The sequence below is a fragment of the Streptomyces sp. NPDC089799 genome (genome assembly GCF_040684755.1).
Taxonomy (GTDB): domain Bacteria; phylum Actinomycetota; class Actinomycetes; order Streptomycetales; family Streptomycetaceae; genus Streptomyces.
This window is the reverse complement of the sequence record NZ_JBFBGR010000009.1, coordinates 164981-179867: the sequence shown is the minus strand read 5'-3', so window position 1 is coordinate 179867 and position 14887 is coordinate 164981. Positions and strand designations below refer to the sequence as shown.

Below are 14887 nucleotides of genomic sequence, written 5' to 3'. Positions count from 1 at the left end.
TCGGAACACCGGCCCGCACCCGACCGCCGGCCCCGTCCCACCGGACACTCGCCCGTACCGCCCGCACACCGGACCCGGGGACCCCTCCCCTTACCCCGTCCGGCCGGTAACGCGCCACCGCCTCCGGACATTTGACCGAATCGACAGGGGTTACCCGCCTCCCCTCAGCCCATGATGAAAAGACGTGCATGTCCAGGGAGGCGTAGTGATCGAACCTGGCAAAGGAACAGCGAGCAACACGCTTCATCCACGGGGGCGGACCGGTACGGTCCCGCTCACCGTCGGGGTCGAGGAGGAGTTCCTGCTCGTCGACGCCCGCACGTTCAAGGTGGTCCCGGCCGCGCCGCTCGTCCTCGACACCGCCGGCGGTTCGACGCCGCGGCTGCACGCCGAGGGCACCCGCTACCAGGTGGAGATCTCCACCCCGATCGCCGACTCGGCCGGCACCCTGCGCGAGCAGCTCGCCGCGCTCCGGCGCGGCCTCGCCGACGCGGCCCGGGCGCACGGCTGCCGGCTGCTGGCCAGCCCGTCCCCGGTGGTGGCCCTGGACGGGCCGCTGCACCTGACCGACGACGAGCCGCGCCAGCGCGAACAGCACCGGCGGTTCGGCGCCCTGACCGACACCCTGGTCGGCTGCGGCCGGCACATCCACATCGGCACCCTCGACGTGGATTCCGCGGTGGCCGTGGCCAACCGGGTCCGGCCGTGGCTGCCCACCCTGATCGCGCTGGCGGCCAACTCGCCCTTCTGGCAAGGGCGCGACACGGGTCATGCCAGCTGGCGGGCGATGGCCTGGTCCGCCTGGCCCTCGGCGGGACTCCCGCCGCACTTCACGTCCACCGCCCACTACCGCCGCTCGGTGCAGGCACTGCTCGGCTCCGGGGCGGCGCTCGACACCAAGATGGTCTACTGGGACCTCCGCCCCTCCGGGAACTGGCCGACGCTCGAGATCCGGGCGCCCGACATGTCCCCCGGCATCGAGACCGCCGTACTGCAGGCGGAACTCGCCCGCGCACTGGTGGCCACCGCCCTGCGCGAGATCGACGAGGGGCACCCTGCCAAGGAGGCCCGGGACGAGGTCCTGCGCCTGGCCCGCTGGCGGGCGGCCCACGACGGCCTGGAGGGCTTCGGCCTGGACCCGTACACGGGCGCCGAACTCCCCGCCGCCGACCTGGCGGAGGCCCTGCTCGACCACGTGGGCCCGGAACTCGCCGCCTCGGGCGACCTGGACCACGCGGCCGACACCCTGACCTCCCTGCTGCGCGACGGCTCGGGCGCCCACCGCCAACGCGCCGCCTACGCCCGCCGCCACGAGCTGACGGACGTACTGCGCCATCTGGCGGAGGAGACGGAAAAGCTCTGAAGCCGTACGCCTGCGCGCCCCGGCTTCCGGAACGGCACGCCGACGGAACACCGGCGGCGCACCGGCGGAACCCCCCGGGAACGCCAAAGCCGCAGGTGCAATCGTTTCTGCACCTGCGGCTTACGGTGGGGCGGGTGGGACTCGAACCCACGGCCGACGGATTATGAGTCCGCTGCTCTAACCGGCTGAGCTACCGCCCCTCCACGGCGTGGCGCGTACATGTGTGCGCGCCGTCTGCCGCAGCATAGCCGCTCATACGATCTCCTGCTCCGTGTGCCTCGCATGATCGGCCGCGTCTGACCGGTGAGACCGCTGTCAGGGCTGCCTGGTTCCAGGAGCGGGCAGAAAAAACGACAGAAAAAAGAAGAGGACCCACTCGGGGGTCCTCTTCCTGATCGCTCCCCCGGCTGGACTCGAACCAGCAACCCTCCGGTTAACAGCCGAATGCTCTGCCAATTGAGCTACAGGGGATCGCGCTCCCCCGACTGGACTCGAACCAGTAACCTGCCGGTTAACAGCCGGCTGCTCTGCCAATTGAGCTACAGGGGATTGCTGCGTTGCACCGAACAGACCCACCTCCGGCCTCGCCGGTGAGCGGTCGCTCGCTGCGAGACATAGATTAGCGCAAGCAGGGGGGTGCTCCGCCAATCGGTATCGAGAGCAGGCCGGGCACCGAATCGACGAAGGGTGGCAGGGCATGCGCTACAAGGTCACGTTCGCCGTCGGACTCGCCCTCGGGTACGTCCTCGGGACGCGTGCGGGGCGGGAGCGTTACGAGCAGCTGAGGAAGTCCGCACGGGAGCTGGCGCAGAACCCGGTGGTGCGGAACGCCGCCGAGCAGGCCGGGCAGACCTCGCGGCAGTACGCGGGCAAGGCGGTCTCCGCGGTGGGCGGCCGCATCGGGGACTCCCTGCCCGAGCCGGTGGCCCGGCGGGTGCGGTCGCTGCGCGACCGGCAGCACGGGATCGACGACGACTGGGGCACCAGCAACACCTGAGGCGGTCCGCAGGCCCCGCCCCCGGAACGGCGCGCGGGGCACCGGAACGGCGCTCGGGGCACGGGAACGGCGCGCGCGGCCCGCGGCGGTACGCAGGGCCCGGGGCGCCCCGCCGGGGCCCGGATCCGCGGGACCGGGGCCCGGCGGGGCGCCCGGCCGGTGCGCCGGGCGCGGCGGCTGCGGCAGAATTCTCCGCATGGGGATAGTCGCCGGGCTGGACAGCTCTTCCGCCTTCACTCGCATCGTCGTCTGTGACTCGGAAACGGGCGCGGTGCTGCGCCAGGGGTACGCGCCCCATCCGCAGCAGCCGGCCGACACCGACCCGTACGAGACCGACCCCCAGAGCTGGCTGCTCTCGCTGGGCGAGGCGGCCGGCGGCGGGATCCTCGAAGGCGTCCAGGCCATCGGCGTGTCGGCGCAGCAGCGCGCGCTGCTGCCGCTGGACGCGCAGGGGGCGCTGGTCCGTCCGGCCCTGGTCGGCAACGACAAGCGGGCGCAGGTGGCCGCCGCCGACCTGGTGGAGCGGCTGGGCGGCCGGGCCGCCTGGGCCGAGGCCGTCGGATCCGTCCCGCAGCACACCCAGCCGCTGGCGAAGCTGGCCTGGCTGGCCCGGACCGAGCCGGACGCGGCCCGCCGGGTCGCCGTACTGATGCAGCCGCACGACTGGCTGGTCTGGCAGCTGCTGGGCCGGCCGGCCCGGCGCACCACCGACCGGGGCGGGGCCTCCGGCACCGGCTGGTGGTCGGCGGCCACCGGTTCCTACCGTCCCGACCTGGTCGAGCTCGCGCTCGGCCACCGGGCGGTGCTGCCGGAGGTGCTCGGCCCGGCCGACGCCGCCGGCACCACCCCGGAGGGGCTGCTGATCTCCGCGGGCACCGGCGAGACCATGGCCGCCGCGCTGGGCCTGGGCGTGGGGCCGGGCGACGCCGTGGTCTCGCTGGGGGCCTCCGGTTCGGTGATGGCCGTGCACCACGAGGCGCTGGCCGAGCCGGGCGGGCTGATCACCTCGCTGGCCGACGCCTCCGGCATGCACCTGCCGGTGGTGAACGTCTCCAACGCCGTACGGGCCCTGCGCGGCACCGCCGACATGCTGGGCACGGACCTGGAGGGGCTGAGCGAGCTCGCGCTGAAGTCCACGCCGGGCGCCCACGGGCTGGTCCTGCTCCCCTACCTGGAGGGCGAGCGGACCCCGTACCTCCCGCACACCGCCGGCACCCTGGCCGGGCTGCGCCGGGACTCGATGAAGCCGGAGCACCTGGCGCGGGCGGCGTTCGAGGGCATGCTGTGCGGGCTGGCGGACGCCCTGGACGTGCTGCGGACCCGCGGGGTCGCGATCCGGCGGGTGTTCCTGCTGGGTGCGGCGGCCGGGCTGCCCGCCGTACAGGCGGCGGCGCCGGGGCTGTTCGGCACCCAGGTGGTGGTCCCGCAGCCGGCGGACTACGCGGCGCTGGGCGCGGCCCGGCAGGCGGCGTGGGCGCTGGGCGTGGCGCAGGGCGCGCTGGCCCCGCACACGCCTCCGGTGTGGCCCGCGGCTGCGGCCCAGGTCCTCGACCCGGACGAGGACCTGCCGGCCTGGCAGGCGGTGCGGCAGCAGTACGTCGCCACCCGGGAGTCGATCCACCCGGGCGCGTTCGCGGTGCAGCAGCACCCGCAGTAGCAGCGGTGCGGTGGCGGCCGCGGCACCGGGCACGGCAACAACGGCGGCGGGCGCGTGACCCAGGTCTCACGGCCGGGGCCCGGGGCCGGGGCCGGTCCTCCTTTTGGACCGGCTTTGCGAAAAAGAGTGGGGATCGGAAGGGCGGGTGCCCGAAGATGGGGTGACCCCCGATCTTGCCGACCCGGAGCCTCGCGCGTGCTCATACGACTTCTGCGGACCCATCTCGGTCCGTACCGGAAACCCATCGGCCTGCTGGTGCTGCTGCAACTGCTCCAGACCAGCGCGAGCCTGTACCTCCCCACACTGAACGCCGACATCATCGACAACGGTGTCGTCAACGGCGACACCGGCTACATCCTGGGCTTCGGCGCGCTGATGCTCGGGGTGTCGCTGGTCCAGCTGGTCTGCAACACCGGCGCCGTCTACTACGGCGCCCGGACCGCGGCGTGCCTCGGCCGGGACGTCCGCGCGGCCGTCTTCGACCGGGTGCAGAGCTTCTCCTCCCGGGAGCTCGGCCAGTTCGGCGCCCCCTCGCTGATCACCCGCACCACCAATGACGTCCAGCAGGTCCAGATGCTGGTGCTGATGGCGTTCACCCTGATGGTGTCGGCGCCGATCATGTGCGTCGGCGGCATCGCGATGGCGCTGTCCCTGGACGTCCCCCTGTCGAGCGTGCTGATCGCGGTGGTCCCGGTGCTCGGCATCTCGGTCGGCGCGATCGTGATGAAGACCCGCCCGCTGTTCCGGCAGATGCAGGTGCGGCTGGACACGGTGAACCGGGTGCTGCGCGAGCAGATCACCGGCAACCGGGTGATCCGGGCCTTCGTGCGCGACGACTACGAGAAGGACCGGTTCCGGAAGGCCAACACCGAGCTGACCGAGGTCTCCCTGGCGTCCGGCCGGTGGCTGGCGCTGATGTTCCCGACGGTCATCGTGGTGATCAACTTCTCCAGCGTGGCCGTGGTGTGGTTCGGCGCGATGCGCATCGACAGCGGCGCGATGGAGATCGGCCAGCTGACGGCCTTCCTGGCCTATCTGATGCAGATCGTCATGGCCGTGATGATGGCCACCTTCATGTTCATGATGGTGCCGCGGGCCGAGGTGTGCGCGGAGCGCATCCAGGAGGTCCTCGACACCAGCTCCAGCGTCGTCCCGCCGGCCGACCCGGTGCGCGCGCTGGACCGCCGCGGGCTGCTGGAGCTGCGCGGCACCGACTTCCGCTATCCGGGCGCCGAGGCGCCGGTGCTGCGGGGGGTGGACCTGGTGGCCCGCCCCGGGGAGACCACCGCGGTGATCGGCTCCACCGGCAGCGGCAAGTCCACGCTGCTGGGGCTGGTGCCCCGGCTGTTCGACGCGACCGGCGGCGAGGTGCTGGTCGACGGTGAGGACGTACGCCGCATCGATCCGGTGCTGCTGGCACGGACGGTGGGCATGGTCCCGCAGAAGCCGTACCTGTTCTCCGGGACGGTCGCCTCGAACCTGCGGTACGGCCGGCCCGACGCCACCGACGAGCAGCTGTGGCGGGCGCTGGAGGTGGCCCAGGCGCGCGACTTCGTGGAGGCGCTGGAGGGCGGCCTGGACGCGCCGATCACCCAGGGCGGGACGAACGTCTCCGGCGGGCAGCGGCAGCGGCTGGCGATCGCCCGCACGCTGGTGCAGCAGCCGGAGATCTACCTGTTCGACGACTCCTTCTCGGCGCTCGACTACGCGACGGACGCGGCGCTGCGCGCGGCGCTGGCCCGCGAGACGGAGGAGGCCACCGTGGTGATCGTGGCCCAGCGGGTGTCGACCATCCGGGACGCCGACCGGATCGTGGTCCTGGACGAGGGCCAGGTCGTGGGCGTGGGCCGGCACCACGAGCTGATGGCAGGCAACGAGACCTACCGGGAGATCGTGCTCTCCCAGCTGACGGAGGCGGAAGCCGCATGAGCGGGCCCGGCGGACGGATGATGATGGGGTCGGGCCAGGGCGCCCTCGACTTCAAGACCTCGGGCAGGCGGCTGCTGCGGCAGATCGCCGTGGACCGGGCGAAGCTGTGGGGCATGGTCGCCGCCACGGTCGGCAGCGTCGCGCTGACCGTGATCGGGCCGAAGATCCTCGGCCATGCCACGGACCTGGTGTTCGCGGGGATCGTGGGCCGGGAGATGCCGGCCGGGATCACCAAGGAACAGGCGCTGGAAGGGATGCGCGCCCGCGGCGAGGACGGCGCGGCGGACATGCTCTCCGGTACCGACTTCACCCCCGGCCAGGGCATCGACTTCGGTGCGGTCGGCGTGGTGGCGGTCTGGGCCCTGGTGGTGTTCGCACTGGCCGGCCTGCTGATGCTGGTGGCGACCCGGCTGTCGAACCACGTGATGAACGGCACCGTGTTCCGGATGCGCGAGGAGCTGCAGGCGAAGCTGTCGCGGCTGCCGCTGTCGTACTTCGACCAGCAGAAGCGCGGCGAGGTGCTGAGCCGGGCGACGAACGACATCGACAACATCGGGCAGACGCTCCAGCAGACGATGGGGCAGCTGCTGAACTCGCTGCTCACCATCGTCGGCGTACTGGCGATGATGTTCTGGATCTCGCCGCTGCTGGCGCTGGTCGCGCTGGTGACCGTGCCGGTGTCGGTGGTCATAGCGGCGAAGATCGGCAAGCGGTCGCAGCCTGAGTTCGTGGCGCAGTGGAAGGCCACGGGCGCGCTGAACGCGCACATCGAGGAGATGTACTCGGGCCACACGCTGGTGAAGGTCTTCGGCCGTCAGCAGGAGTCCGCGGACGCCTTCGCCGAGCAGAACGAGGCGCTGTACCGGGCGAGTTTCAAGGCGCAGTTCGTCAGCGGCATCATGCAGCCGGTGATGTTCTTCGTGTCGAACATCAACTACGTGCTGGTGGCGGTCGTCGGCGGTCTGCGGGTGGCCTCGGGCACCCTGTCGATCGGCGACGTGCAGGCGTTCATCCAGTACTCGCGGCAGTTCTCGATGCCGCTGTCGCAGGTGGCGTCGATGGCGAACCTGGTGCAGTCCGGGGTCGCGTCGGCGGAGCGCGTGTACGAGCTGCTGGACGCGGCCGAGCAGGAGCCGGAGCCCGAGGTTCCGGAGCGCCCGGAGCGGGTGCGCGGCCGGGTGACCCTGGAGAAGGTGGCGTTCCGCTACGAGCCGGACAAGCCGCTGATCGAGGACCTGTCGCTGGCGGTGGAGCCCGGGCAGACCGTGGCGATCGTCGGCCCGACCGGCGCCGGCAAGACCACGCTGGTGAACCTGCTGATGCGGTTCTACGAGGTGACGGGCGGCCGGATCTCGCTGGACGGGGTGGACGTCGCGCGGATGACGCGCGAGGAGCTGCGGGCCGCCATCGGCATGGTGCTGCAGGACACCTGGCTGTTCGGCGGCACGATCGCGGAGAACATCGCGTACGGCGCCCGGCGCGAGGTGACCCGCGAGGAGATCGAGGCGGCGGCGAAGGCCGCGCACGCGGACCGGTTCGTCCGCACCCTGCCGGACGGGTACGACACGGTCCTGGACGACGAGGGCGCGGGCGTCAGCGCGGGCGAGAAGCAGCTGATCACGATCGCGCGGGCGTTCCTCTCGGAGCCGGTGATCCTGGTGCTGGACGAGGCGACGAGCTCGGTGGACACCCGTACCGAGGTGCTGATCCAGAAGGCGATGGCCCGCCTGTCGGACGGCCGCACGTCCTTCGTGATCGCGCACCGCCTGTCCACGATCCGCGACGCGGACGTGATCCTGGTGATGGAGAACGGATCGATCGTGGAACAGGGCACGCACGAGGAGCTGTTGTCCTCCGGCGGCGCCTACGCCCGCCTGTACGCGGCCCAGTTCGCCCAGGCGGTGGCCGAGGTCGACTGACCCCGCGCGGTACGGGATTCCGTACGGCCGGGCGGAACGGAGCGGGGGCGGGAGCGCGGGTCAGGACCGTGCTGCCGCCCCCGCCGTCGTACGCCGGCCCGGGCGGGCGCCGGCCCGGCCCGCCCGACCCCGCCGGCTCAGCCGAAGGTTCCGGCGGTGACCTCGACCTGTGTGGTGGCCCGGAGGCCCGACTCCTCGCCGCTCGCGGTGTACGTGTAGGACCCCGGCTTCGGGTTGTGGACCGGGCTGATGACGAAGCCGCCCCGGCTGTCGGCCGTGAAGACGTGCTCGGTGGTCTGCCCCTCCCGCCTGAGGTGGATCCGCTCGCCCGGTTTGAAGTCGGCGCCCTGGAAGGTGCACTGGAAGCCGGACTTGAAGGTGCCGCACCCGGTGAGGGTGGCCGGCCCCTTCTGCCCCCACCCGCCCGGCGACGGGTCGTCGGGGGGTGGCGACGTCACGGGTCCGGGCGACTTCGAAGTCTTGGGCGACTTGGGCGGCGTGGTCTTCGGGCCCGGTTTCGGGCCGGGCTTCACCGTGCCCTTCGAGCTGGCCGAAGGGCCCGGCTTCGGGTCCCCGGAGAGGTCCTCGCAGCCGGTCAGCGCCACGGCCGCGGCCAGCACCACGGCGACGGTGCCCGCCGCACGTGCACGCCTCATGCTCGTCTCCCCCGTCGTCGTGAGTGCTTGTCGCGCCGTCGTCAGTCGAGGTAGCCGCGGAGCTGGTCGGCGAAGGCGTGGTCGCGGAGCTTGTTGAGGGTCTTGGACTCGATCTGCCGGATGCGTTCGCGGGTGACCCCGAAGATGCGGCCGATCTCCTCCAGGGTGCGGGGGCGGCCGTCGGCGAGGCCGTAGCGGAGCTGGACCACCTTGCGTTCCCGCTCTCCCAGGGTGGAGAGCACGGCCTCCAGGTGTTCGCGCAGCAGGAAGAACGCGGCGGACTCCACGGGCGACGCGGCGTCCCCGTCCTCGATCAGGTCGCCGAGGGCGACGTCGTCCTCCTCGCCGACGGGCGCGTGCAGCGAGACGGGTTCCTGGGCGAGCCGGAGGACCTCGCTGACCCGTTCCGGGGTCAGCTCCAGGTGCAGGGCGACCTCTTCGGGGGTGGGCTCGTAGCCGCGTTCCTGGAGCATGCGGCGCTGCACCCGGACCACCCGGTTGATCAGCTCGACCACGTGGACGGGGACGCGTATGGTGCGCGCCTGGTCGGCCAGGGCGCGGGACATGGCCTGGCGGATCCACCAGGTGGCGTAGGTGGAGAACTTGTAGCCGCGTGCGTAGTCGAACTTCTCGACGGCGCGGATGAGTCCGAGGTTGCCCTCCTGGACGAGGTCCAGCATGGTCAGGCCACGGCCGACGTACCGCTTCGCGACGGAGACGACCAGGCGCAGGTTGGCCTCGATCAGCCGCCGTTTCGCCATCCGCCCCATGACGACGATCCTGTCGAGGTCCACGGCGAGCTGCGAGTCCAGGTCGGGGGTGCTGCCGAGCTTCTCCTCGGCGAACAGCCCGGCTTCGACGCGCCGGGCGAGCTCCACCTCCTCCGCCGCGGTGAGCAGCGGTATGCGGCCTATCTCGCGCAGGTACTGCCGGAACAGGTCCGCGGAGGGCCCCCCGCCCCCGCCGGCCTCCGTACGCCGGCCCTGCTGCCGCAGCCGCTCGACCGGGTCCGGCGGACCGGACTCCTCGTCCGTGTCCGCGTCCGCGCCGGCGTCCGATTCCGCGGCCGCGTCCAGGGACGGGGCGTCGGGCCCGTCCTCGGCGCCGGGATCGGCCTCGGGCTCCGCCTCGGGCTCGGCGTCGTCCACGGGCGGTGCGTGCTCTGCGGTTTCGGTCAGGGTCTGGGTCTGCACGGGGGCGACCTCCAGGGCTCCGAGGACTCAGGCACCGCGACTCAGTGTGGCGTACGACACATGACCGCCACGAGGGGCGTGCGGGCACTTTCTGCGTCCGGTGCGTGACCGGATGGTTACCCACGGACCGGAACTCCGATGCGCCTCGCACACACGTCCGACGGAATCCGGCAGTCGCCTACGGCGCGGCGGCCCCGCGGGGAAGCCCCGCGGACGAGCCCGCGCCGCGGGCCCCTTCACGCCTCGGCGGCGAGCTCCACGCGGACCGCGCAGGTCTTGAACTCCGGCATGCGGGAGACCGGGTCGAGGGCGGGGTTGGTGAGGATGTTGGCGCGGTCCCCGGCGGGCCAGTGGAAGGGCATGAAGACGGTGTCGGGGCGGATGGTGTCGGTGATGCGGGCCGGGGCGACGACCCGGCCGCGGCGGGACACGACGGCCAGCGGGCGGCCCTCGGCCGCGCCGAGGCGGGCGGCGAGCCGGGGGTGGAGCTCCACGAAGGGGCCGGGGGCGGCGGCGTTGAGTTCGTCGACGCGGCGGGTCTGGGCCCCGGACTGGTACTGGGCGACCACCCGGCCCGTGGTGAGGATCAGCGGGTAGTCGGCGTCGGGGAGTTCGGCCGCGTCCCGGTGGGAGACCGGGGTGAAGCGGGCGCGGCCGTCGTCGGTGGCGAAGCGGTCGAGGAAGAGGCGGGGGGTGCCGGCCGCGGGACTTCCGTCGGAGCAGGGCCAGAAGACGCCGTCCTGCTCCTCGATGGAGCGGTAGGAGATGCCCGAGTAGTCGGCGGGGGCGCCGGCGGTGGCGCGGCGGAGTTCCTCGAAGACCTCCTCGGGGGATGTGGGGAAGGACTTCTCCAGGGCGGGGCCGCCGAGTCGGGCGGCCAGCCCGCTCATCACGTCCAGGTCGCCGCGGACGCCGGGGGGCGGGGTCAGGGCGCGGCGGCGGAGCAGCACGCGGCCCTCCAGGTTGGTGGTGGTGCCGGTCTCCTCCGCCCACTGGGTGACGGGGAGGACGACGTCGGCCAGCCGGGCGGTCTCGGAGAGCACGACGTCGGCGACGGCGAGGAAGTCCAGGGAGCGGATGCGGGATTCGACGTGGGCGGCCCGGGGGGCGGAGACCACCGGGTTCGAGCCCATGAGGAGGAGGGCGCGGATGTCCGTGCCGAGCGCGTCGAGGAGTTCGTACGCGCTGCGGCCGGGCCCGGGGAGCGAGTCGGGGTCGACGCCCCAGACGGAGGCGACGTGGGCCCGGGCCGCGGGATCGGTGAGCTTGCGGTATCCGGGCAGCTGGTCGGCCTTCTGGCCGTGCTCGCGGCCGCCCTGGCCGTTGCCCTGGCCGGTGAGGCAGCCGTAGCCGGAGTACGGACGGCCGGCCCGGCCGGTGGCCAGGCAGAGGTTGATCCACGCGGAGACGGTGTCGGTGCCCTTGGACTGCTGTTCCGGGCCGCGGGCGGTGAGGACCATGCCGGTGGGCGGGGCGCAGAAGAGCTCGACGGCTTCCCGGAGTTTCGGGACCGGGACTCCGGTGACGCGCTCGACGTGTTCGGGCCAGTGGGCCATGGCGGCGGCCCGGGTCTCCGCCCAGCCGGTGGTGCGGGCGGCGATGAACTCCTCGTCGGTGCGGCCCTCGGCGACCACCAGGTGGAGCAGGCCGAGGGCGAGGGCCAGGTCGGTGCCGGGGCGGGGGGCGAGGTGCAGGTCGGCCTGGGCCGCGGTGCGGGTGCGGCGCGGGTCCACGACGATCAGGGTGCCGCCGTTCTCCCGCAGCTCGGTGAAGTAGCGCAGGGCGGGCGGCATGGTCTCGGCGGGGTTGGAGCCGACCAGGATCACGCAGCCGGTCCGGGGGACGTCCTCCAGCGGGAAGGGCAGGCCCCGGTCCAGGCCGAAGGCCCGCTGGTGGGCGGCGGCGGCCGAGGACATGCAGAAGCGGCCGTTGTAGTCGATCTGGGAGGTGCCCAGGGCGATCCGGGCGAACTTCCCCAGCGAGTACGCCTTCTCGTTGGTGAGTCCGCCGCCGCCGAACACGCCGACCGCGTCCGGGCCGTGCGCCGCGCGGGTCCGGGCGAGGCCCTCGGCGACGACGTCGAGGGCCTCCTCCCACCCGGCGGGTTCGAGCCGGCCCGTGGCGCGGGAACGGACGAGCGGCTCGGTCAGGCGCACCCGGGAGGAGAGCACGGCGGGGGCGGTGCGGCCCTTGCCGCACAGGGCCCCCCGGTTGACCGGGAAGTCCGTGCGTTCCTCCACCGCGACCGTCCCGTCCCCGGTGGGCCTCAGGTTCATTCCGCACTGGAGCGCGCAGTACGGGCAGTGGGTCGCGGTGGTGTGCATGCGGCTCAGCGTGCAACGGTGGTGTTACGCGGACCGGCGCCGCGGGTTACGCCTCCTGTACGTCGGTCTCAGCGGTTGGCCGGGCGGGCGGTGAGCGGTGTCGCGCCGCCGGGTCGGCTGGGCTTTCCGGCCCGGCTCGGCCGGAGCCGGCCGTTTCCCGCTCGGCGGGGTCCGGCCGCTGGGCCGGGTGGGGACAAGCGAGGCTGCGCAGGCCTGCGGGGGGGGCCGTGTGCCCACCCTCCCCCGAGCTCTCGACTGCGCTCAAGCAGGGGGGGGACCCCCATCGCCCTGCGGCACGCCTGCCCACACGGCGCGGTACGCCTGCCACACAGCGCGGTACGCCTGCCCGCGCGGCGGCGGGCGGGGCCGGCTACTGGCCGGTGAGGTAGCGGACCGTGAGGCCGGCGGTCCAGCCGCCGTCGACAGCCAGCTCCGAGCCCGTCATGTAGCCGGCGGAGTCGGAGAGCAGGAAGGCGACCGCGGCGGCGATCTCCTCCGGTACGCCGACCCGGCCCAGGGGGGCGCCGGGGTAGTTGCCCTCACCGGCCTGGATGCCGACCGGGGCGGTCATCGGGGTCAGGGTCATCCCCGGGTGCACCGAGTTCACCCGGATCTTCGCCTCGGCCAGCTCCACCGCGCCGATCTTCGACAGGCCGCGCACGCCCCACTTGGAGGCCCCGTACCCGGCGGTCAGGGCGAGGCCGGTGAGGCCGGCCGCGGAGGAGATGTTGACGATCGAGCCGCCGCCGTTCGCCCGCATCAGCGGGATGGCGGCCTTGATGCCGATGAACACGCCGACCAGGTTGATCTCGACGCACCGGCGGAAGTGCTCGACGCTCTCGTGCTCCAGGAACTGGCCGGTGGCTATGCCCGCGTTGTTGACCAGGCCGTCGAGCCGGCCGAACTCGGCGACCGCGTGGTCGAGGGCGGCCTGCCAGTCGCTCTCGCTGGTGACGTCGTGCTTCAGGAAGCGGGCGGAGTCGCCGAGCTCGGCGGCCGTCTCCGCGCCCTCCTTCTCCAGCACGTCGGTGATCAGCACCTTGCCGCCGCCGTCCACCACGGCGCGCGCGGCGGCCGCGCCCAGGCCCCGGGCGCCACCGGTGACGACGACGACCTTGCCACTCAGATCAACAACAGCCATGGGTTCCCAACCTTCGGTCCGCGAGACAGGCATATGACTAATAGAAATAGTCAGACACTGTCAGTCTGCCACGGCGGCCAGCGCCTCCGACACCCCCGTCTCCTCACGTCCCAGGAACTTCGGATCCGGCTTGAGCGCGGCGTCCAGGGCCGCCTTCCCCGCCGCGAACACCTCGCGGGCGCCGCCGTAGTACCAGGTCGAGTCGTGCGTGTCCGACACCCCGATCCCGTACGCGTCGATGCCCGCCGCCCCGCACAGCGCGACCGCCCGGCGTATGTGGAAGCCCTGGCTGATCAGCACGGCCCGGTCCACCCCGAAGACCTTCCGGGCCCGGACGCAGGAGTCCCAGGTGTCGAACCCGGCGTAGTCGCTGACGATCCGGTCGTCGGGCACGCCGTGCTGCGTGAGGTACCGCCGCATCGCGTCCGGTTCGTCGTACTCCACCCGGCTGTTGTCGCCGGTCACCAGCACCACCTTGACCCGGCCCGAGCGGTACAGCTCGGCCGCCGCGTCCAGCCGGCGGGCCAGGTACGGCGTGGGGCGCTCGCCCAGCAGCCCCGCCCCGAACACCACCGCGACATCGGCGGCGGGCACGTCCGCCGTGCCGTGCAGCCTGTCCTCCGCCACCGCGTGCGTCCACGCCGACGGCAGCAGCACCAGCACGCAGCCCAGCATCAGCGCCTGTACCAGCCGGCGCTGCCGCCGCCGGCCCCGCAGCAAACCCTTCACGGCATTCCCCCCTCGTTCCGCAAGATCCGACGAGCGGACCCCCGTCCCGGGTTCCACCCCCGCCCGGTTTCACTCGTACGCGTGACCGAGTGAGGAGGCGGAAAAGACCCGTCACGCCGGCGCAACGGCCCTGCAATCCGTGGCCCCCAGCATGGGTGTGCATGCCCGCCACCCCGTTCTCCGCCGCCCCGTTCCCCGTGACCCCGGCCTCCCCGCGCCCGGCTGCCGCCCCGGCCTCCGGCACCCTCGTCGCCGTCGCCCACGGCAGCCGCGACCCCCGCGCCCTCGAATCCGTCTCCGCGCTCCTCCACCGGGTCCGCGAGCTCCGCCCCCGGCTGGACGTGCGCCTCGGCCACATCGAGCTCAGTGAACCGCTGCTCGACGACACCCTGCACGCCCTCCCCGACGGCACCCGGGCCGTCCTCGTACCGCTCCTCCTGGCCCGCGGCCACCACGTCAAGCGCGATCTCCCCGAAGCCGCCCGCCGCGCCCCGCACCTGCGGATACGCGTGGCCGCCCCGCTCGGCCCGCACCCCCTGCTGGTGGAGGCCCTGCACGAACGGCTGCTCGACGCCGGCACCCCGCCCGGCACCGCCGTGGTGCTCGCCGCCGCCGGTTCCCGCGACCCCGAGTCGGCCCTCGACACCCGCCGCACCGCGGCCCTGCTGGCCGAACGCCTCGGCGGCGTCCCGGTCGTCCCCGCCTACGCCTCCGCCGCCGCACCCACCGTGCCCGAGGCGGTCCGCGCCCTGACCGCGCGCGGCCACCGGGTCTCCGTCGCCTCCTGCTTCACCGCGCCGGGCCGGTTCGCGGAGCAGAGCGCCGCCGCCGCGCCCGGCCCGGCCGCCGCACCGCTCGGCGACCACCCCGCCCTGGCCCGGCTGGTGCTGCACCGCTACGACCGCGCGGCGGCCCTCCCCCGCACCCCCGCGGAACGGGAACTCAGCCCGACCTGATCCCGCTTTGCCGCTCGTTCCGG

Annotated in this window: 10 protein-coding genes, 3 tRNA genes and 1 pseudogene; 6 read left to right on the top strand and 8 right to left on the bottom strand. The window is 73.3% G+C overall.

Annotated features, from left to right (window positions below; translation table 11 throughout):
- Positions 1-205: 205 nt before the first annotated feature.
- Complete coding sequence (locus tag AB0O36_RS12485) at positions 206-1363, top strand: glutamate--cysteine ligase (RefSeq protein WP_365107988.1); 1158 nt, start codon at positions 206-208, stop codon at positions 1361-1363.
- A 126-nt stretch (positions 1364-1489) separates the two neighbouring features.
- On the opposite strand, the gene AB0O36_RS12480 is transcribed toward AB0O36_RS12485, so the two are convergent.
- The 3 genes from AB0O36_RS12480 to AB0O36_RS12470 form a co-directional block, all read right to left on the bottom strand.
- Positions 1490-1563 (bottom strand) — tRNA-Ile (locus AB0O36_RS12480).
- A 198-nt stretch (positions 1564-1761) separates the two neighbouring features.
- A tRNA-Asn gene (locus AB0O36_RS12475) sits at positions 1762-1834 on the bottom strand.
- A 5-nt stretch (positions 1835-1839) separates the two neighbouring features.
- A tRNA-Asn gene (locus tag AB0O36_RS12470) sits at positions 1840-1912 on the bottom strand.
- A 148-nt stretch (positions 1913-2060) separates the two neighbouring features.
- Between AB0O36_RS12470 and AB0O36_RS12465 the strand changes: the two genes are divergently transcribed.
- The 4 genes from AB0O36_RS12465 (at position 2061) to AB0O36_RS12450 (ending at position 7865) form a co-directional block, all read left to right on the top strand.
- Positions 2061-2360 carry a YtxH domain-containing protein gene (locus AB0O36_RS12465; RefSeq protein WP_365107985.1) on the top strand — a complete coding sequence of 100 codons (300 nt, stop codon included), beginning with the start codon at positions 2061-2063 and terminating at the stop codon, positions 2358-2360.
- A 196-nt stretch (positions 2361-2556) separates the two neighbouring features.
- Complete coding sequence (locus tag AB0O36_RS12460) at positions 2557-4017, top strand: FGGY family carbohydrate kinase (protein ID WP_365107982.1); 1461 nt, start codon at positions 2557-2559, stop codon at positions 4015-4017.
- Positions 4018-4212: 195 nt separating this feature from the next.
- On the top strand, positions 4213-5946 hold the full coding sequence (locus AB0O36_RS12455) for an ABC transporter ATP-binding protein (RefSeq protein WP_365107979.1): 1734 nt from the start codon (positions 4213-4215) through the stop codon (positions 5944-5946).
- Entirely contained in the window at positions 5943-7865 is a 1923-nt protein-coding gene (locus AB0O36_RS12450) for an ABC transporter ATP-binding protein (protein ID WP_365107977.1), read from the top strand. Before AB0O36_RS12455 ends, AB0O36_RS12450 begins: the two co-directional genes overlap by 4 nt.
- Before the next feature lie 137 nt (positions 7866-8002).
- Here AB0O36_RS12450 and AB0O36_RS12445 read toward each other — a convergent pair whose 3' ends face one another.
- The 5 genes and pseudogenes from AB0O36_RS12445 to AB0O36_RS12425 form a co-directional block, all read right to left on the bottom strand.
- Complete coding sequence (locus tag AB0O36_RS12445; RefSeq protein WP_365107974.1) at positions 8003-8521, bottom strand: hypothetical protein; 519 nt, start codon at positions 8519-8521, stop codon at positions 8003-8005.
- A 41-nt stretch (positions 8522-8562) separates the two neighbouring features.
- A pseudogene (locus AB0O36_RS12440) lies at positions 8563-9729 on the bottom strand (RNA polymerase sigma factor); the annotation flags it as partial.
- 221 nt (positions 9730-9950) lie between these two features.
- A complete protein-coding gene (locus tag AB0O36_RS12435) occupies positions 9951-12038 on the bottom strand; it encodes a molybdopterin oxidoreductase family protein (protein ID WP_365107971.1) in 2088 nt (695 codons plus the stop codon).
- A 370-nt stretch (positions 12039-12408) separates the two neighbouring features.
- The gene (locus AB0O36_RS12430) at positions 12409-13179 is read right to left on the bottom strand and encodes a glucose 1-dehydrogenase (protein ID WP_365107968.1); all 771 of its coding nucleotides are present in this window, start codon (positions 13177-13179) and stop codon (positions 12409-12411) included.
- 60 nt (positions 13180-13239) lie between these two features.
- The gene (locus tag AB0O36_RS12425) at positions 13240-13854 is read right to left on the bottom strand and encodes an ElyC/SanA/YdcF family protein (protein WP_365108296.1); all 615 of its coding nucleotides are present in this window, start codon (positions 13852-13854) and stop codon (positions 13240-13242) included.
- 215 nt (positions 13855-14069) lie between these two features.
- Here AB0O36_RS12425 and AB0O36_RS12420 point away from each other — a divergent pair, with 215 nt between their 5' ends.
- Positions 14070-14864, top strand: a complete 795-nt coding sequence (locus AB0O36_RS12420; RefSeq protein WP_365107965.1) for a sirohydrochlorin chelatase — start codon at positions 14070-14072, stop codon at positions 14862-14864.
- The last annotated feature ends 23 nt before the right edge of the window (positions 14865-14887 follow it).